Origin of the sequence: Pseudomonas sp. lyk4-R2A-8, from assembly GCF_030209095.1 — a bacterium.
Taxonomy (GTDB): Bacteria; Pseudomonadota; Gammaproteobacteria; order Pseudomonadales; family Pseudomonadaceae; genus Aquipseudomonas; species Aquipseudomonas quebecensis.
Map to the genome: position 1 here is coordinate 17,667 of NZ_JARVSS010000025.1, position 18,289 is coordinate 35,955.

At 60.7% G+C, this 18,289-nt stretch carries 14 protein-coding genes; 3 read left to right on the top strand and 11 right to left on the bottom strand.

The window, feature by feature from the left end; translation table 11 throughout:
- Positions 1 to 5: 5 nt before the first annotated feature.
- The 5 genes from QRN10_RS21235 to QRN10_RS21255 form a co-directional block, all read right to left on the bottom strand.
- Positions 6 to 2,165 carry a lipase family protein gene (locus QRN10_RS21235; protein ID WP_285429072.1) on the bottom strand — a complete coding sequence of 720 codons (2,160 nt, stop codon included), beginning with the start codon at positions 2,163 to 2,165 and terminating at the stop codon, positions 6 to 8.
- A 15-nt stretch (positions 2,166 to 2,180) separates the two neighbouring features.
- Positions 2,181 to 2,960, bottom strand: a complete 780-nt coding sequence (locus QRN10_RS21240; protein ID WP_285429073.1) for a hypothetical protein — start codon at positions 2,958 to 2,960, stop codon at positions 2,181 to 2,183.
- Positions 2,953 to 3,786: a DUF4123 domain-containing protein gene (locus QRN10_RS21245; protein ID WP_285429074.1), complete on the bottom strand. Its 834-nt coding sequence runs from the start codon at positions 3,784 to 3,786 to the stop codon at positions 2,953 to 2,955. The genes QRN10_RS21240 and QRN10_RS21245 overlap by 8 nt, the downstream gene beginning before the upstream one ends.
- Positions 3,786 to 5,834 (bottom strand): type VI secretion system tip protein TssI/VgrG, encoded by a 2,049-nt coding sequence (gene tssI / locus QRN10_RS21250; RefSeq protein WP_285429075.1) that lies wholly within the window; start codon positions 5,832 to 5,834, stop codon positions 3,786 to 3,788. Before tssI ends, QRN10_RS21245 begins: the two co-directional genes overlap by 1 nt.
- A 317-nt stretch (positions 5,835 to 6,151) precedes the next feature.
- The gene (locus QRN10_RS21255) at positions 6,152 to 7,138 is read right to left on the bottom strand and encodes a diaminopimelate epimerase (protein WP_285429077.1); all 987 of its coding nucleotides are present in this window, start codon (positions 7,136 to 7,138) and stop codon (positions 6,152 to 6,154) included.
- Between the two features lie 351 nt (positions 7,139 to 7,489).
- On the opposite strand from QRN10_RS21255, the gene QRN10_RS21260 reads away from it, so the two are divergent.
- Complete coding sequence (locus tag QRN10_RS21260; RefSeq protein WP_181081369.1) at positions 7,490 to 8,641, top strand: MFS transporter; 1,152 nt, start codon at positions 7,490 to 7,492, stop codon at positions 8,639 to 8,641.
- 58 nt (positions 8,642 to 8,699) lie between these two features.
- Here the strand turns inward: QRN10_RS21260 and QRN10_RS21265 are convergent, their stop codons facing one another.
- The 6 genes from QRN10_RS21265 to QRN10_RS21290 all read right to left on the bottom strand — a co-directional run bounded on the left by QRN10_RS21265 (position 8,700) and on the right by QRN10_RS21290 (position 15,414).
- Complete coding sequence (locus QRN10_RS21265) at positions 8,700 to 9,608, bottom strand: hypothetical protein (protein WP_253506363.1); 909 nt, start codon at positions 9,606 to 9,608, stop codon at positions 8,700 to 8,702.
- A 190-nt stretch (positions 9,609 to 9,798) separates the two neighbouring features.
- The gene (locus QRN10_RS21270) at positions 9,799 to 10,113 is read right to left on the bottom strand and encodes a type III secretion protein (protein WP_253506358.1); all 315 of its coding nucleotides are present in this window, start codon (positions 10,111 to 10,113) and stop codon (positions 9,799 to 9,801) included.
- 138 nt (positions 10,114 to 10,251) lie between these two features.
- Complete coding sequence (locus tag QRN10_RS21275; RefSeq protein WP_253506355.1) at positions 10,252 to 11,241, bottom strand: type III secretion effector protein; 990 nt, start codon at positions 11,239 to 11,241, stop codon at positions 10,252 to 10,254.
- 201 nt (positions 11,242 to 11,442) lie between these two features.
- Positions 11,443 to 13,839 (bottom strand): TonB-dependent siderophore receptor, encoded by a 2,397-nt coding sequence (locus tag QRN10_RS21280; protein WP_285429078.1) that lies wholly within the window; start codon positions 13,837 to 13,839, stop codon positions 11,443 to 11,445.
- A gap of 97 nt (positions 13,840 to 13,936) precedes the next feature.
- Complete coding sequence (locus QRN10_RS21285) at positions 13,937 to 14,887, bottom strand: FecR family protein (RefSeq protein ID WP_285429079.1); 951 nt, start codon at positions 14,885 to 14,887, stop codon at positions 13,937 to 13,939.
- A gap of 26 nt (positions 14,888 to 14,913) precedes the next feature.
- Complete coding sequence (locus tag QRN10_RS21290) at positions 14,914 to 15,414, bottom strand: sigma-70 family RNA polymerase sigma factor (protein ID WP_285429080.1); 501 nt, start codon at positions 15,412 to 15,414, stop codon at positions 14,914 to 14,916.
- Between the two features lie 167 nt (positions 15,415 to 15,581).
- Between QRN10_RS21290 and QRN10_RS21295 the strand changes: the two genes are divergently transcribed.
- Both QRN10_RS21295 and QRN10_RS21300 read left to right on the top strand, forming a co-directional pair.
- Positions 15,582 to 16,382, top strand: coding sequence for a glucose 1-dehydrogenase (locus QRN10_RS21295; RefSeq protein ID WP_181081364.1), 801 nt, complete (start codon positions 15,582 to 15,584; stop codon positions 16,380 to 16,382).
- The gene (locus tag QRN10_RS21300; protein WP_285429081.1) at positions 16,375 to 18,201 is read left to right on the top strand and encodes a glycoside hydrolase family 15 protein; all 1,827 of its coding nucleotides are present in this window, start codon (positions 16,375 to 16,377) and stop codon (positions 18,199 to 18,201) included. Before QRN10_RS21295 ends, QRN10_RS21300 begins: the two co-directional genes overlap by 8 nt.
- The last annotated feature ends 88 nt before the right edge of the window (positions 18,202 to 18,289 follow it).

Below are 18,289 nucleotides of genomic sequence, written 5' to 3' on the forward strand. Positions count from 1 at the left end.
GCGGTTCAGACAATCGAGTCGATATCCAGTGGCTGCGCCTTCCCACGCTCACTGGACGTGGCGGGTGGAATGCTCGCCGCCGGTGGCGTCTCGCGGTTTTCGCGATGACTGAACCAGCGCTTGAGGCTGGGTTGCAGGTGCGCGGCCTGGGCGTGGCTGCCGTACACATCCCGCGCATCCAGGCGGCGCCAGCGCAGACTTTCCAGGCGCCGGCGGCTGGTATGCAAACGATCGATCTCAGCATTCAACGCCTGATGATAGTGCTCAGGTACATGGCTGCGCCCATTCGGCGCGGGACGACGGTCCAGCTCACGTCGCTTGTCGCGCAATTGCTGGCGCATGCTTTCCAACGCGCGATCCAGTTGTTCGTATTCGCTGTGTGTCACCAGCGAGCTCTGGTGCTCCAGGGTCTGCTGCCAGCGCCGTAGCGTGGCCCAGGCGGCCGGGATGTAACTGGCAGTCATAAAGTGCTGGCTTGCCTGGAACAACTGCCTCAGGAAGTTCTCACGCAAGGGCGTATCGCCCTGCAGTTGCAGTGCACGGTTGGCTCCAGCCTCCTGGATGGACTCGCAACCAGGTTTCCATAGCACCGAAGACTGGGTGCCATCGGCCAACGTGATCGGCATGTAGTGTTGCTGCTCGCCGTGGTGCTGGTAAGGATTGCCACCCACGCGCACCAACCCCGTGGCGAACAACAGCCCCCCGGGGATAGGCGCGCTGAACACGGTAACCGCACCGGGAACCCACAGCTTGGCGGTGGTGTTCATCCACGGTGCCGGAACACTGGGGACCGGGTCGTTGTGGTTGACGATACGGTGATGGACCAGGGCGGAAGCACCGGCGACGAATTCGGAATCGGCGGCGCGGGGGGCGCCGTAGGTGTAGAGGAGGATGTTGTAGTCACGATCAGCAGTACGGCGTAAGCCCTCCGCCAGCAGCAATGCAATTGCACCGCCCAGGCTGTGTCCGCAAATAACTATTCGCTGCTCCATATGAAACTGGCTGAGGTAGCTCAGCGCAAAGTCGCGCATCGCCCGGTAGGCCTGATAAAAACCTTCGTGCGCCTTACCGATACCATCCGCGAAAGGCACCTGGTGGGCATTTGCGTCCCGTAACGCATCAGCATTACTGAACGTCCCTCGCACGGAAATCAAGATCACCTCGTCATGGTGAGTGATGAAAGCCTGTGTGTCAGTCCCAAATTTTTCGTCATCAAAGAAGTGCAAACTTGCGGGGTGCTGCTGCTCTTTGCCGAGCTCGGGACGATTTTGTGGATACAACTGCGGGTCAAAAGGAAGAATCTCAAATCGTCGGGAATAAGGAACGTCTTCATACAGCGGGTAAAAACGTTGTATCTGGTTTGGATCGATTTTCCATGCTTCTGCGTAGTTGGATAGCTGTTCCGCAAACAGATTGCCGACACTTGGACTCAGAGGGAAGTGGACCTGATCTACGGGTTTTACTGGCGGTTCCTGACCAAAATCGCAATAACTCAAAGCGGCCATCAATGACAACTGATACAGATTCAAAGCACTAAAGCTGTCGTCGCTCGAGAGGACTGGACGTAAAGCGCGCAGCGGGCGCACTTCCAACACCGTGTAGTTGTTGGGAAATAATACGATCCCGGACAAAAGAGGCTGGGGCGCGCCAAACCCCAGATCAGACAACATTTTCAGAGCATGCCGTTGGGGATGATGCGCCCGAGGGGCCGGCGGTGGTAAATGAGCAACATGTCGAACTAAATCGCGCACCTCAACTTGATAAAACTTGTTCGCCTGCTGTCGAGCAGGATTATTGTCAGTGCGACTACCGCCAGGTGTGGCGAATCGAGTGTGTTCCGCCCGAAACTGAAGTTCGGTAATAGGCAACGGATAGCTGCTTCGCGCCATTAACCGCCGATACAGCTGATCAACGCCTGTATAGAGAGCGTCGAAAACAACAACCACGGGGCCGCAATAAATATCTTCCAGTTTGACGAATCCGTCGGCGTCAAGTCTGCCTTCGTATCTTTGCCCTGCGCTGTCATGCAATATGAAGGGCAACCCGCCATAGCCACTTCCTACTCCGAATTCATCGACCAGGCGAAAGCTCACCCAGTCGCCTCGCAACGGGCAAGCAGGTCTGCTGTTATTGAAAAATGGTTGCTTCCGTGCATCCAGACTCATGAGCCGGCTCCTTGGTTAATTGCAAGATGGATACACATCACATGTGCGGCCATCCGGCATCTTTATAGGTTTGAAATGAGTGAAATCACCATTGCAGAAAGCGTAACGATCTTCGAAGTTCGCCCCTCTGCACCGTTTCCAACCGCCGGGTACAGCGACCCAGTTGTCACTAATCGCCGGCAGTTCCTTATCACTCAGCGTCATCCCAAATCTCAGTGTTCTTCCCCTTAAATGATCTCGTTGCGCAATGCCTCCAGGTTGCGTCTGCAACAGTTGATGATTGGCGTCCAACTCGTTGCATTTGAGAATTTTTATAATTGCGTGCTGCGAACCTGCCGTTCGAAACAGCCAGTGACATTCCCCTCGCAGTTCCTGAACACCCGAGTCAGGCATACCCGGCATGTTTCCTTCCAACCGGTCTCGAATACCAATGACTCCACTATCCAACCCGACATCCGTACTCCTCACCCCCCATTTCGCAGTAAAACCAAACTCCACACTGCGCAATACCAACGGGCACCCCTCCACCCTTTCACTCAACGGCAACTCATAACTGACCCGGCTGGCCACAGCCTTGTATTCCGTAAAAAATACCTTTCGCTCAGGCCGTTTACCTCGACGCCTGGGCAAGGTGCAGGTTTCGCCCGTCGCGGGTCCGTAGTTGGCCGCGGTTTTGAGTTCGAATTGGGCGGGCAAATCCACTTCCAGCGTAAAGCTGTCCACTGGTTTCAACGTGCACCCCGTCAACCCCGCCATGCCCAGTAAGAACCCTGCGTGCCACCCTCGTTTATTCATCGATCTTCTCCACTGAGCGCCATTGTTCGACCACGCGTTGAAAGTGTTCTTCAGGTGCCTCGCCGATCATGGGCGGCCAGCGAATCACACTGGTGCGAGTGGCTTCTTCCAGCCTGCGGACCACCAGGAATTCAAGCTGTTGCGGCCGGTTCCATTGCCAGGCACGTGCCTGCTCCAGCACATGGGCAAGCCAGGCGCTCGCATCCTGGAATTCGACCAATGCCGCGAGGTCCTCGCTGTGCCTGGCGAGCAGGTAACGCAGGATATTGGCATGCAGGATCGCGTTGGCCTGGGGGTTGGGTGTATTGAGCCAGGGAGCGGGATCTGGGGCCGGGTACTCGCCGGGTGCCGGGTTGTCCACGTTGTGCCAGCGTTGCGCGTGCCAATAACACACGCTGACCAGCGGCCCGAGAAACGACGGCCAATGCTGCGGCGCCAAATGCTCGAGGGCGCGTGCAAAGGTACGGTTGTCGTGAAAGCGATAGAGCGCCTGATCCCCCTGCGGCCCCACAAGCAGCCGATCGCGCCAGTGCTGCGTCACGCCCGTCAGGTCGGGGGTTGCCAGGCTGCCCAGCCACCCCCAGTTCGTCTGCGGATGCTGCAGAAGGCTGAGTAGCGCGGGCTCGCCGGCGTGCTCGAGCAGCAGGATCAAAGGCCCCGCCGCCAATTGAGCCAACGGTGTCTGGGCATAAAGGCTGCAATATTGCGGTACGCCGCGCACCGCCAATAGCCGCTCGCACGCTTGATGGCCGCCGTCGAGTATCAAGCACAACCGCTGACCGGCCTGCTGTTGCCTGGCCATCCAGTGATGAGCAAGGTCGTCCATCACGCCGCCCTCCCATCGATAGCGCACGCGTTGTCTCGACAGCGTTCACACAGCGGGCAAAAGTCAGCCCCCCATTGCCTGGCCCAATCCATGATCTGGCTCTGGACGGTCGATAGCTGCACGTTATTCACGCGCTCAGCAACTGCCGCGACGTTATCACCCGGCGCCAGGGGCAAGGCGGGACGAACAGCGGCAGGGCTGCCGCCGACGGTAATGGGGCGACTGCTGAATATGCCGCCCGCCTGGATCAACAGATGTTCACCCCCGGCCTTGAAACTCAACTGTGCCCCGGCATCGATGACTAGGCTGGCTCCCGCCTTGACGTGCACCTCTTGCCCCGCTTCGATCACCAGGCTCTGGCCGATATGGACCTGGCTGCCACCGTGCACGCGCAGGTGGTCATCGGCCTCGAGCACCACCTTGCGTTCGCCGGCAATGTGCTGGTGCGCCTGGTCACCCAAGCGGCTTGAACTCAAGCCGCGAATGGTTTCGTGCCGCTCGCCCGCCACCTCCAGGCGGCTGTCATGGCCGACATGCTGCTCGAAGTCGCGTTGAGCGCGCAGGTAAATGAGTTCATCGCCGCGACGATCCTCCACCAGCAGTTCATTGAAGCCCCCGCCGTCCGGGGAACTGCGGCTGCGCAGCACACTGCGCGTCTTGTGCTGCGGCAATGGATAGCTGGGCATGTGCAGCGCGTTGGGCAAGCAGCCGTTGATCAATGGCTGGTCCGGGTCGCCCTCCAGAAAGGTCACCAGCACTTCCATGCCCACCCGAGGAATGAGCGTGGCGCCGAACCCATCCCCCGCCCAACTTGACGCCACTCGCACCCAACCACTGCTTTTGTCGTCGGCTTGATCCCGGCGATCCCAATGGAACCGCACCTTGACGCGGCCGTACGCATCGCAATGCACCTCTTCGCCAGCGGGGCCGGTGACGGTAGCGGTCTGGCTTCCGTTGATGGTCGGTTTGGGATGCTTGAGCGGCGGTCGATACGTCGCTCGCCAGGGGGTCGCCGTAAACCGGTTGCGGTAGCCCTGGAGTCGATCGGACTCGACCACCGCTTCTTCCAGCACCTGGGGCTGATAGCCCTCGTGACGTACCGAGGTGATCAACCACAGGTCATTGCAGACAGGGTCGGGATGATCGTGCAGTTCAAGAAAATATCCGCTGCGCAGGAGCGGTTGATCGCTCCTGCCCAATGCTCGATGCCGATCCCGTTGATGACGCTCCAGCCCCCGTCGCGCGAGCTGTTGGCCGCGCAGACGAGTGCTGAAACCGGCGGGGTAGCGATAATCCTCAAGCGGTTGGGCGCGGGTTGCGTCTGCGCTGTCCTGCAGCCGCAGGGAGGGATGTTCGAAATCATGGTCACGGCGAACCGTTCGCTGGCTGCGAATGGAAAAACGCACATCGAACCGCTGCACACTGCGCATCGGCGCCTGCGGCCCACCGGCAGCGCAATAAGCTTGCGCCGGCAGACGATTGAACACCGTCTGGTCATCGCCGAACACCAGCACGTGGGCGGTTTCGCTGTGGCGAAAGTGGTAATGAATGCCCTCCTCTTCACACAACCGCTGGATGAAGTCCAGATCGGTTTCCGCGTACTGCACGCAGAACGCTCGCGGCGGGTAGATCACCGGCCCCAGCTCAAAGGCGTAGGCATCGGCGAGGATGCCGTGGTGTTCGAGCACGGCGGCAACAATCTGCGGAACGCTGCGTTGCTGAAAAATCCGCTGGTCGCGACGATGGGCCAGGCAGGCCAGGCGCGGCGCCAATGTCAGATGGTAGCGGGTATAACGTCGACCGGGGTCATCGCGCCCAATGGCATAGACCTGGCCATGCAGGCCCGCTTCGGCGTCGCCTAGATCCAGATAAGCCGCCTGGTGAAGAAAAGCCTCCAGGTCAAGGTCCGGGTTTTCGCTGATCACTTGTACCTGAATGAAAAACGGTTGATCCAGAGCCTCCTGACCTTTGAATGCCAGCACTTTGAAGTCGTTATGGATGCCTGGAAGTATTAACTTGAAACTTGACGACGCAAACGCGTTAACCATCCGTTGTTACCCGCCCTTTATTACCCAACTGAAATAGTGATCGAACTTTTATCCCGCCGCCGCAACATCGGCAAAATCCAGGCAGGCAAAGTGCAAACTCGCGCCCTGAAGCTTAGCGATTACGGGAGAAAATCGATGCTTGGAAAATAAAAAAGAAGTTTCGTACGAAGATAATGGAAGCGTCTTTTAAAAAATAAAAATCGAGGCACAGCGCTATTTCATAAACATATGAAATGCCCTACGAAAACTTGCGAATACATAGTTACTTGATAAAGAAACAACTGACGCCTATATGGGAACGCCAGCATCCAAGGGACTCAACCCTGACGGTGTGCGGCCCCGAACAGGCTGACGCTCAGCAGCGCATCGTCCTGGGCATGCAGACGCACCGGCGCCGTGCCACCCGGCATCACCACCGCCACCTCGCCACCTTCGACCCAGCCCACACGCCAAGCGGCGCAGGCCACGGCGCTCGCGCTGGTGCCGGAAGACGCAGTGGGCCCCTCTCCGCGCTCGAACACCCGCGCCGCGATGCGGTTGTGGCCGAGCATTGTGGCCCATTGCAAATTGACCCCGGCCGTGCAGGGTTTACCGCCCCCCACCGGCGGCGCAAAGGCGATCGCCCGCAGCGAGTCGAACAGTGCCAAGTGCTGCATGTGCCGGTTATCCGGCAGGGCTGCGACCTGCTCGACCAACGTCACACAATGGGGGTTGCCGACCCGCACGAACTGACTGTGCGCCCAGTGCGGATTGATCGCCGCCAGCTCGCGCACATGGCTCAGTTCGGCGCGGCCCAGCGAGGCGTGTTCCACCCCCTGCGCGCCGACGGCCGATGGCCCGAACTCCGGCAACCCGAGGTCCAGCCAGAACCCTGCGAGGTGCTCGTACACGGCAGGCTCGACCCCTGTCGCCACCGGCGATGGCCCCTGGGGCTGGTCATGGTGCACGCGTAATTCACAAGCCGCGCTCAGCAAGCCCTGATCCGTGAGGGCCTGGGCAAAAATCGTCAAACCATTGCCACTGCGCTCGGCCAATGAGCCGTCGGTGTTGACGATCAGCAGGTCGAACGGTGCCTGGGACTGAAACGGGCCGACCAACAAACCATCGCAGCGATGGGCCTTGGCATTGACCGGGCGTTGCGTCGGCTCCCAGGCGCATTCGGATGCGACAGCGTCGACGGCCCAGGCTTTACGCGTCAGCGCGGCCTGGGCAGCGCTCTCTGGCACGGGGATGCCTTGGTCTCGCAGAAATGCCGGGCTGACCACCCCGTAAATATTGCCCCGCGCGTCATAGAACAGGGTCATTGCGTCGCCTGCCTGTACATTTTCATCGGTTTGCCCGCCCGCGCGCCTACACATTGGGTGAGCAGCGTATTACAGAACGCCCTGTTTGGGGAAAGCGCCCTGGAAGGTGGTAATCCGCCGCAGAAACCCTGGGGTTCAACGCTTGCCACAGGGATTACGCACCTTCCAGACCGCCTCCTACACACAGGCGATTGCACCTCTGTGGTTGCCTGCGCCGAATGGGTTCCAGGATTGTAAAAATAAACTTCACGTCCGATCACACCAAGGGAACCCGGCTCGCTCACCAAGGCCTGATGTGCAAGGATGTCGCGCCGGACATCGTTCGTTGAGCGCAAAACCAAGGATTTGTTCATGACTGCCATCCCTACCTCAGCCCCCGTGGTTCCCGGGCGACTGGAGCAAATGTCGACCCGCATCGCTTTTTTCATCGCCGGCTTCGGGATCGCCGCCTGGGCGCCGCTGGTGCCGTATGCCAAGGCTCGCGCAGGGCTGAGTGAAGGGACGCTGGGCCTGCTGCTGTTGTGCCTGGGGGTGGGCTCGATTATCGCGATGCCGGCGGCAGGTGCGCTGGCATCGCGGTTTGGTTGCCGACGCGTGCTCACGGCCGGCACTCTGATGATCTGCCTGGCCTTGCCGCTGCTGGCTACGGTCAGCTCGATCCCGTTGCTGATCGTCGGGCTGTTCCTGTTTGGTGCCGGGCTGGGCACGGTGGACTCCACGGTTAACTTGCAGGCGGTTATCGTCGAACGGGCCAGCGGCAAAACCATGATGTCGGGCTTCCACGGGTTGTTCAGCCTGGGCGGGATCGTCGGCGCGGCAGGCGTTGCCGGTTTGCTGGGGATGGGCCTGTCGCCTCTTCAGGCGACACTGGTGGTGATCGTGATCACACTCGCGGCGCTGCTCAAAGCCGGCCCGCATCTACTGCCTTACGGCAGCGAAAGTTCGGGACCCGCGTTTGCGATACCTCATGGCGTGGTGCTGTTTATCGGCTGCCTGTGCTTCGTGGTGTTTCTGGCCGAGGGCGCGGTGCTGGACTGGAGCGCGGTGTTCCTGAGTGACGAGCGCGGCCTGGACGAAGCATACGCCGGCCTGGGCTACGCCGCCTTCGCCCTGACGATGACGGCCGGACGCCTGACCGGCGATGCCATCGTTCGGCGCCTCGGCGCGACCAAGGTGATCATCGTGGGCGGCGCGCTGGCCGCGAGCGGTATTTTCCTGGCTACGCTGTCGCCGGCCTGGGAGATTGCATTGCTCGGTTACGCGCTGGTAGGAGCGGGATGTTCGAATATCGTACCGGTGCTCTACACCGCCGTCGGCCAGCAGACCGTCATGCCGGAGCACATTGCGGTGCCGGCCATTACCACGCTGGGGTACGCCGGTATCCTGACCGGGCCTGCCGCAATCGGTTTTATTGCCCATGGCAGCAGCCTGGCCACGGCCTTCTTGCTGATTGGCATATTGCTGGTGGCGGTGGCCGCCGGCGGAAAAATATTGCGGGTGTGAATGACTGCATCATGGGCTTCCAGCGTGCATCAAGAAGCCCAATAGAAGGCAGGTAACGTTACCTGCCCTTTTCTTCCTTATCGTTTTTCAACCAGCGGTCGATGCTGTAGTTCTTCAACCAACCGTCATCGTTGTGGCTGCCGAAGATGTTAGTCCCGTTTGCCTTGGTGCTGTCCAGCGACGCCAGCAGGCCTGGCCGCTCGACCAGGTTCTTGGCCATGTAGACCTGCAGCTCGCTGTATTTTTTCTTGGGAAAACCGTTGGATGCGTCGCGTACTACCTGACCGTGTTTATCTGTTTCGTCGGGGTCCTTGCTCATCTCGATAATCGTGTCTTTTTTGACATAGCGGTGCTTTTCAAAAAAGAAAGTGGAGTCTTCCGACTTGTCGCGCAAGTCATCAAACATGCCCTTGAACGCCTGCACCACCTGGGCGTCGGTTTTGGAATGAAAAGGGTCGGCACTCTGCGTGTTGGGGTTGGTATTGCCAATGGTATAACTGGCGACTTTTTCGAGACTGGTCGGCGTTATCTCACCGCCCTTTGCAACAATCGCATCGGCCAGCCGCGGCCGATTGAGTACTTCTCGGGCAAGCATGATTGTGCGCTCAAGTACCTTGCTCTCCTTGGGGTCCTCTTTGGCTATCGTTTCCAAGGAGGCGAGCGTCAGGCGGCCATCCTTCTTGAAATCCCCCAGCATTGAAAAAACGTTGTTCAGTTGGGTCGCCAGCAGGTGGTCATCCGAGCTGATAAACGGGTTGCCTACCTGCGAACCACCTGAATAAAAGCCTTGGGCGTCAAAATGCACCTGCCCATTGTTCGGAAATCGGCTATCGAAAAGCTGACGCCCTTGCGGGGGAAGCGCCTTGCCCACCGCGCGTTCAGCAACGCCGAGACGGGCATGGCCATCGCCTGTGTTCAGGTTCAGTCCAGGCGGCATGTGCCTCAAATTATTCAGCCAGTCAGCCATTGTTTCTCTCCAGCAGCGTTAGATTGCGTGGATCGAGCCTTGCCGGGTCGATCAGTCACGCACCTGAATCAACAGGCGCAGAGTGAGTGGCGCTTGGAAAACCCTGGTTCCAGCAAGGACGCCGCGTCGAGCGCAGTAAAATTTGAGCGTTTGTAACCACTGGAGTTGAGGAACCTACCACCCGACCGGCTCAACCGAGCCTGCGACGCCACCACGTGGCCAAGCCATCAAACAGCCCCGCAGGTTTGATTAGCTTGGAGGCATCATTGGCAGGCTGCCCGGCTGCGTGCATGCCGCGGGAAAAATCATCGGCGACCGGCGCCTGAAACTGTCGCTGACCGGCGAAGGCTTTCATGCGCCGAGCTTCGGCGACATGCAAATCCGGGGGCGGCTGCACATCCTGCGATGCCGAGATGCCCGGTGAGAGCGCCGGATCAGCATCGCGGACGCTGTGAAACGGTTCAGGACAACCGTGACGAGGAGATTGAAACGAGGTCGAAGTCATTGTATTTGCCCTGGCTCGGAGCCCCAAATGCAGCCGGTTCGATCAACACCGGCAGGTATTTCCTATGTGGCAAATCAACGTAATCAGTTCCTTACAAGGTTGTGGAAGGCACCGCAACCGGGTTGCGGTGCCTTTCTGTCAGCGAAGCAATAGTAAAAGCGCGCGCAGGTTGATCCGCCCGTCACCGTTTTGGCTTGCCAGGTTATCCAGCTTCGTGACCAGGTCGCTGCGTTTGAGAAGTTCCTGCGCCAACTGCACCAGGTGGTCTTTGGGCGAATCGCCTGTCAGAGGTTCACGCGCCAGGTTCCTCAAATCGGAAATGCTGATGTCCGCTGACCCTGGTCCGTCTTTCAAGACGCTGAAATGCTCATACAGCTCCCCGACCAGTTCTTTATCGGTGTTGTATTTGAAGTAATTGTCGCCATGGATGACCCGGTTCACATTCTGCCGATCGATCAGGCCATCCAGCGCACCGGTGGAGCTGTGCCGGTCGAGGGCGCCGAGCAGGTCCGGACGGCGCAGCATTTCTTTGGCCAGGCGAATGTTTTCGTTAACGCGCGGATCCGACGACCACCCTTTATTTGCCATTGCATAAATACTGTCGATGCTGACGTAACCGGGTTTTTTGGGGTCCATGAAGGCGTCGAAGTTTTTGCTCAACTGGCTCGCCAATTGTTCATTGTTCTTCAGCGAGTACTGCGGATCGGGCCTGCCTGGCAGCGTGGGATAGGGTTTGCCGATAGTGGGATCGGGACGAGGCGGCGGGTTACCGTACCCAGGCTGCGGCCTTGGCGGAGGGTTGCTGCAGCACGGATGAGGCCGAGGCGGCCGGTGCCAACCGAAGTGCGCGTTCATCCACTGCCTGAACGTGTCCATAAAACCTGGATGCCTGGCAGGCATGCCGGGATAAGCAGGATGATGGCGCTCTGTCGGTGCGTGCAGATCGCCGAACACGGGACCGGCCTTGTTTTCTCGCACAGAGAAACTGACGTTTGCCGTATTAGCGTCGTTGAAAGACAAGGCACCAGGCGCCGGGCGACGAGCCTTGAATTCGGCTTTGGCACTGTCCTGGAAACGGTCAAGCGCAGACGAAGCCGCTGAGGATGTATCGGGTGTCGATAACGACATAGTGTTCTCCAACACAATGGGCGTGATAGTCAGCCTGCCGCTGCGACATCGCGTCGAAGCGCGACAGCTGGCTCATCTGTGGCGGGGATGTCGGAATCGGTTCCTGCTCGGGCAATAAGATGCACGCCGAGCCTGTAGGAAACGGGCAAAAAAAATCGCAGCCCCGGACAGAGCTGCGACATTTTTCCAAGGGATCAAGGATCAGAATCCGACGCTGGCCTGTACGAAGAACGTACGCGGTTCGCCCAGGTACAACCCGGCGTTGTTGTCGCTGGAGCGCGTGTAGTGCTGCTGGTCGAAGACGTTTTTTACCCCCACGCCCAACTTCAGGTTCGACAAGGACGCGCCGAAGTCATAACCGCTGCGTACGTTGACCGACACATAACCGGGAATATCGCCGAACTGGCCATCGGCGGTGCCCTGGGTGACGTAGGTGCTGGTGGTACCGGGGGCACGCTGGCCGGACTGGGCATACACATCCAGGTTGTGGGTCCAGCGGTTGATGTCGTAGCGCAGGCCCAGGGTCGCCACTTCGCGCGAGTACAGCGGCAGGTCGCGCCCCTTGAAGGGCACATCGCCCTCGGAGGTGGCCTTGGTGTAAGTGAACCCGGCATTGGCGGTCAGGCCATCGAGGCGCGGGTCCAGATTGGCCAGGTCGTAATGCGCCGACGCTTCGACACCGGCGTGCTTGGTGGCGCCGAGGTTGGTCCAGCCCACGTCGTTGCTGACGTATTGCAGCTCATCGGCAAAGTCGATGTAGAACAGCGTCACTTCGCCGCCCCAGACGGCGTCGTTGTAACGCGTGCCGATTTCGTAGGTCTTGGCCTTTTCCGGGTTCAGGCCGTTGGCGGTCTGGTTGCCGGTCCCCCCCTGCCCCAGCTGGAAATACTGCAGGCTACCGAATGAGGTCTCGTAGTTGGCGAACACTTTCCAGGCGTCGGAAACGTGGTACATCACGCTCAGGGCCGGCAGCGGCTCGTTGTTGTGCACCTCACGACGCTTTTCCGGAGTGCGCGTGCCATTGAGGGCGATCACCGGGCGGTCGTGCCATTCGGTGCGGATGTTTTCGAAGCGAATACCTGGGGTGATGGTCCATTTGCCGATATCGATTTTGTTATCGATATAGAACGCGTTGGCCTCGGTACCGCCGGTGCGGTCCTGGTACACATGGCCGTCGTTCTGCCCACCGGGCGTGGGCACGTTGTTGACCAGGTTGAGGCTGGTGGCCTGCTCGTGCATGCCTTCTTTGAGGTAGCGATACCCCACGCTGACTTCCTGCGTGCTGGGCCCCAGATCGAAGACGTGGGACACCCGCGGTTCAATGCCGAAGGTGTAGTAGGTGCGCGGGTAGGAACTGATGGTTTTCAGGTCGCGGTTGGCGATGTTGCTGCCACGGAAACTGTCGGAATAATAGGTCAACACTTCGGCCTGGGTACGGTCATCGATCTGCCGGATGTACTTGAACGACACGTCCTTGCGGCGGCCGCTGAAGTTGTCCCAATCGCGCACCGACTGGTATGGGTTGGCGTCGAACTGTTTCTGGGTCAAGCCGCCCGGCATGTCAGCGCTGGCATCGTAGTAATGAACATTCAGCGAGAAGTCGTCCTGGTCGGTCGGCGCCCAGTGGGTCTTGAAGATCACGTCGTCGATGTCATTGCCGTTGTTGCTGTTGCGGTATCCGTTGCCGTTGACCCCGGAATACAACAAGGCGGCGCCGATGCCGTTGTCGGCGGTACCGCCGATAAAGGCGTTTTCGATATGTTTCCAGCCTCCATGGGCGGACGTCTGCAGGGTAGTGCCGACCTCGCCGGAGAACGTTTCGGGGATTGCGCGGGTCACGAAGTTGATCACGCCACCGACGTTTTGTGGCCCGTAGCGCACCGAACCGGCGCCACGCACCACGTCGATGCTGTCCAGGTTTCCGGCGGAAATCGGCGCCATCGACAGTTGCGGCTGGCCATACGGCGCGAAGGCCGCCGGCACGCCATCGATCAGCACGGTAGAGCGTGGCGACAGGCGTGACGTGAGCCCGCGTACACCCACGTTGAGGGAAATATCGCTGCCGCCGGTGCCGTTGGCTTCCTGCACCTGCACGCCTGGCACGCGGCGCAATACCTCGCCGACGTTCAGCGCGCCCTGCTCCACCATGGCTTCGCGACGGATAACCGTGCGTGCGCCGGGATGGTTCTGCACGACTTCGGCGTTGGCATCGCCGAGCCAGTCGCCGACCACCTTGATATCGGTGGCGCCCAATTCAATCGGCGAGCCGGCTTCACCGCTGCCGCTGTGGTGCGGGCGCAGGGTCACTGACCCCGCCTCGATCTGGTAGTCCAGGCCGCTGCCTTGCAACACTTGGCGCAGGGCCTGCTCGGCGCTGAGGTTGCCGTCCACCGCGGGCGCGTGTTTGCCGGCAACCAGTTCGGGGCTGAAGAACAGTTGCAGGGACGTCTGCTGACCGAGCTGGCTCAACGCAGTGCCGAGGGGCTGGGCCTGGATATGAATCGCGTCGTCGGCATACGCCGAGGCACTGACAGCGTAGGCCAGGGCCAGCGGTACCCAGCGGCGGCTCTTATTGTTGTGGCGGGAGAAATTGTTCACGTCGAACCTTGTCCTGTGAGCGCAAAAGTACGCGGCCGTTAATGCAAACCAGTTGCAGTTGCAGGAGAAGACGAAGAACTCGAAAAAAACCTGAATTTCAGCGCGAAATAATTTCCTGGCTACCGTCCGGCAAGGTGCGCAGGGCCACCGGCAAAATGCGCGGCAACGCTTTGAGCAAGGCATCGGTGTCGTCGGCCTTGAACACACTGGTCAAGCGCAGGTTGGCCACAGCGGGCAGATTGACCCGCAGCGGCTGCTCGCGGTAGCGCGACACTTCCCGGGCGACCTCGCCGAGCGTGGCATTGTTGAATACCAGTTTGCCGCTGCGCCAGGCCGTCAGTTCCTCGGCATTCACCGCGTAGGCCGCCGCCACCGCGCCCTGGCTGTCGATATGGGTGCCCCGCCCGGCGGTCAGCACGACGTGCTGGCCCGGCCCTCGCCCCTGGACGTTGACCGTGCCTGCCTCGACGGCAACACGGGTCTGATCGTTATCGCGGCGCACATCGAAACGTGTGCCGGTGACCGTGACCTGCCCGACGCCGGCATCGACCACGAAAGGACGGCTGCCGTCATGCTCGACGCTGAACATCGCCTCACCCTGCTGCAGCGCCACGCCGCGCCGACCGCCCTCGTACGTCACCGTGACGACGCTGCGGCTGTTGAGATCCATCAAGGAACCGTCGGGCAGGGTCACCTGACGATGCTCGCCCAGGCGGGTGCTGAATTGGGCATGGAAGGTCTTGGGATGATCGAGCCTGCTGAACAACCCCAACCCCAGCGCGCCTGCCACCACACTCGCCGCCACCGCATAACGCCAGGTGGCAGACCGGCGCGGCCGCTCGGCGGGCGCTTGGCACAACACCTGGCAGCGCGTCCACGGCAGCAGGTCGGCGGCGCGCCACAGGCCTTGCAGCACATCGAACTCGTATTGATGGGACGGGTGTTCCGCGCGCCAGGCCTCGAAGCGCCGGGTTTGCTCGGGGCTCAGTTCGCCGTCCTGCAGGCGCGCGAACCACTGGGCAGCCTCATCACGGGCACGGTTATCCATCGTGGCAGATCCTGTTTCGATACGAGTCATGGTGCCGGCGCGTCCAGGCGATCACGCAGATGCCGCAGCGTGCGGATCATATACTTTTCCACCATGTTTTTAGACAAACCCAGGCGATCGGCGATCTCCTGCTGGGTGAGCCCTTCGATCTTCTGCCAGATGAAAATCCGCCGGCAGTTGAGCGGCAATTCGGCCAGCGCCCGTTCAATAGCCTCCGCCAACTGTATCGCGTGCCTGAGGTGCTCAGGGTCGCCGGTGTGGGAGGCGCGCTGATCGCCGGCGTCCTGGAGCATAGCGTCGCGTCGATCGTCGCGACGGTAGGCGTCCACTGCGATATTGCGCGCGGTTTGATGCAGATATGCACGGGGTTGCTGAACCTGAGCGGGTTCAGATTCGAGCACGCGCACAAATGTGTCATGGGCCAGGTCTTCGGCCTGCTGACGATTTTTCAGACGACGTGTCCACGTCCCGATCAACTCTTCGTAGTGCTCGAAAAAGCCTGTTCTGCGGGGCGGCGGAGGGATCATCGTGGGAGCACTGTTAGGCGGGGCGTGAATAGTAATGTTTCCCATTAAGCACGGCAATTGCTTCCCGTCGGCCGTCGCGGCCGCGTGCACTCGCCGTCAGGCATCTGAACTTCCCCAATGCGCCGCCAGTCAGCTATTTGAACTTACGAATCAGAGGCTGGCTGTCCATGCATATCTCGTTGGAACAACAAGTGGCGCTGGTGACCGGCGCCAGTTCCGGAATCGGTGCCGGTGCCGCCAAGGCCCTGGCGCAGGCCGGCGCTGCGGTCGTGCTCAACTACAACGCCCAGGCAGCCCCCGCTGAAGCCTTGGCGGCGCAGATCAATGCCGAGGGCGGACGTGCGATTGCCGTCGGCGCAGACGTGTCCAAGGAGGCTGACGTCGAGCGCCTGTTCGCCCAGACCCTCGATGCCTTCGGGCACCTGGATATCCTGGTCGCCAACTCCGGCATGCAAAAGGACGCCGCCGTGGTCGACATGAGCCTCGACGACTGGAACACCGTGATCGGCGTGAACCTCACCGGCCAATTCCTCTGTGCCCGCGCGGCGGTGCGGATTTTCAATCGTCAGGGCGTGCGTGAAGGCGTGTCGCGGGCCGCCGGGAAAATCATCCATATGAGTTCGGTGCACCAACTGATCCCCTGGGCCGGGCATGTGAACTATGCCGCTTCCAAAGGCGGCGTGGAGATGCTGATGCGCACCCTCGCCCAGGAAGTCAGCGAACAGCGCATTCGCATCAACGGCATCGCGCCGGGGGCGATTCGGACGGCGATCAACCGCGCCGCCACCGAAGGCGCGGCCGAAAAAGAGCTGCTCAAACTGATTCCCTACGGTCGCGTAGGTGACGTGGAGGATGTGGCCAATGCCGTGGTGTGGCTGGCCAGCGATGCCTCCGACTACGTGGTTGGCAGCACCCTGTTTATCGATGGCGGCATGAGCCTTTACCCGGAGTTTCGTGGCAATGGTTGATCTTAAGAACGAACCCCAAAGCGCCATCGATGCCCACGGCATCATTGGCGACATGCGCAGCGCAGCCCTGGTGAACGACAAAGGCAGCATCGACTTTTTCTGCTGGCCGGAATTCGACAGTCCGTCGATTTTCTGCGCGCTGCTGGACACGCCCGAAGCCGGAACCTTCCAGCTCACTCCGGACCTGCCCGACGCCCGGCGCGAGCAGATCTACCTGCCCGACACCAACGTGCTGCAAACCCGCTGGCTCAGCGACAAAGCCGTGGTGGAGATCACCGATCTGCTGGCGATCAGCGAGGAAGTCGACGAGCTGCCCCTGCTGATACGCCGCGTGCGCGTGGTCAGCGGCACCGCGACCCTGCATCTGCGTTGCGCGGTGCGCCATGACTACGCACGCGCCCCGACCCACGCCTCCCTCGACAACCGCACGGTGTGTTTTACCGCTGACGGCCAACCGGGCCTGCGCTTGGCCGGCAGCCATGCGCTGCAACTGGAGGACAACATCGCCGTCGCCAGCTTCACGCTGAACCAGGAAGAGAGCGCCGAGTTCGTGCTCGGTGGCCGGGACGATCTAAGGGTGGACGGCGGTTGCACCGACCTGGCGCTGGCCCACACGCTCAAGTTCTGGCGCGGCTGGATCGCGCAATCGACTTACCGTGGGCGTTGGCGCGAAATGGTCAACCGCTCCGCCCTGGCGCTCAAGCTGCTGACGTCGCGCAAACACGGTGCGATCATCGCCGCCGCGACCTTCGGCCTGCCGGAAACCCCCGGCGGCGAACGCAACTGGGATTACCGCTACACCTGGATCCGCGACGCTTCGTTTACGGTCTATGCGTTCATGCGCCTGGGTTTTGTCGACGAGGCCAATGCCTACATGCGCTGGCTCAAGGGGCGGGTCAGCGATTGCTGCGGGCAGCCGACCAAGATCAATATCCTCTACGGCATCGACGGTCGCCAGCAATTGCCCGAGAGCGAACTGGAGCACTTCAGCGGCCATGGCGGCGCCACCCCGGTGCGTATCGGAAACGAGGCATTCGACCAGATTCAGTTGGACATCTACGGCGAGCTGATGGATGCGGTGTACCTGGTCAACAAGTACGGCGAAGCCATTTCCCATGAGGGCTGGAAACACACGGTGGAGGTCGCCGATCAGGTCTGCGAAATCTGGAATCGCAAAGACGTCGGCATCTGGGAAATGCGTGGTGAACAACATCACTTCCTGCATTCGCGGCTGATGTGCTGGGTGGCGCTGGACCGCGCGATACGCCTGGCCTCCAAGCGCTCGCTGCCGGCGCCGTTCGCGCGTTGGGACCAGACCCGCCAGGCGATCTACGCCGATATCTGGAGCAACTTCTGGAACGAAGAGCGCGGGCATTTTGTGCAGTACATCGGCAGCACCGCGCTGGACGGTTCGATGCTGCTGATGCCGCTGGTGCGCTTCGTCGCGGCCACCGATCCGCGCTGGTTGAGTACCCTGGAAGCCATCAAGAAAAGCCTGGTGCGTGACGGAATGGTGTACCGCTACCGCAACGACGACAGCCAGATCGATGGCCTGCAGGGCACCGAAGGCGCCTTTGCCGCCTGTTCGTTCTGGTACGTCGAATGCCTGGCCCGTGCCGGCCAGGTGGAAAAGGCCCATCTGGAGTTCGAGCAACTGCTGCGCTACGCCAATCCCTTGGGTCTGTACGCCGAAGAGTTCGACAGCCAGGCGCGGCATCTGGGCAATACGCCCCAGGCGTTGAGCCACTTGGCCTTGATCAGCGCGGCGACATTCCTGGACCGCAAGTTGAGTGGGGCAAAGACCGTGTGGCAACCCTAAGACCCGGCGAGGGTGGGCAGCAACGCGCTGCCTGCCCCGCCTGCGTTGGGCTACAGTTTGCGCAACTCTGATCGCCCGGCAGGAACTC

What these genes read in the sequence shown, in the direction of transcription:
- QRN10_RS21245 (WP_285429074.1), bottom strand. Translation starts at nt 3,786, where the DNA reads ATGGACGACCTTGCTCATCACTGGATGGCCAGGCAACAGCAGGCCGGT.
- tssI (WP_285429075.1), bottom strand. Translation starts at nt 5,834, where the DNA reads ATGGTTAACGCGTTTGCGTCGTCAAGTTTCAAGTTAATACTTCCAGGC.
- QRN10_RS21260 (WP_181081369.1), top strand. Translation starts at nt 7,490, where the DNA reads ATGACTGCCATCCCTACCTCAGCCCCCGTGGTTCCCGGGCGACTGGAG.
- QRN10_RS21265 (WP_253506363.1), bottom strand. Translation starts at nt 9,608, where the DNA reads ATGGCTGACTGGCTGAATAATTTGAGGCACATGCCGCCTGGACTGAAC.
- QRN10_RS21255 (WP_285429077.1), bottom strand. Translation starts at nt 7,138, where the DNA reads ATGACCCTGTTCTATGACGCGCGGGGCAATATTTACGGGGTGGTCAGC.
- QRN10_RS21235 (WP_285429072.1), bottom strand. Translation starts at nt 2,165, where the DNA reads ATGAGTCTGGATGCACGGAAGCAACCATTTTTCAATAACAGCAGACCT.
- QRN10_RS21270 (WP_253506358.1), bottom strand. Translation starts at nt 10,113, where the DNA reads ATGACTTCGACCTCGTTTCAATCTCCTCGTCACGGTTGTCCTGAACCG.
- QRN10_RS21240 (WP_285429073.1), bottom strand. Translation starts at nt 2,960, where the DNA reads ATGAATAAACGAGGGTGGCACGCAGGGTTCTTACTGGGCATGGCGGGG.
- QRN10_RS21300 (WP_285429081.1), top strand. Translation starts at nt 16,375, where the DNA reads ATGGTTGATCTTAAGAACGAACCCCAAAGCGCCATCGATGCCCACGGC.
- QRN10_RS21295 (WP_181081364.1), top strand. Translation starts at nt 15,582, where the DNA reads ATGCATATCTCGTTGGAACAACAAGTGGCGCTGGTGACCGGCGCCAGT.
- QRN10_RS21285 (WP_285429079.1), bottom strand. Translation starts at nt 14,887, where the DNA reads ATGGATAACCGTGCCCGTGATGAGGCTGCCCAGTGGTTCGCGCGCCTG.
- QRN10_RS21275 (WP_253506355.1), bottom strand. Translation starts at nt 11,241, where the DNA reads ATGTCGTTATCGACACCCGATACATCCTCAGCGGCTTCGTCTGCGCTT.
- QRN10_RS21290 (WP_285429080.1), bottom strand. Translation starts at nt 15,414, where the DNA reads ATGATCCCTCCGCCGCCCCGCAGAACAGGCTTTTTCGAGCACTACGAA.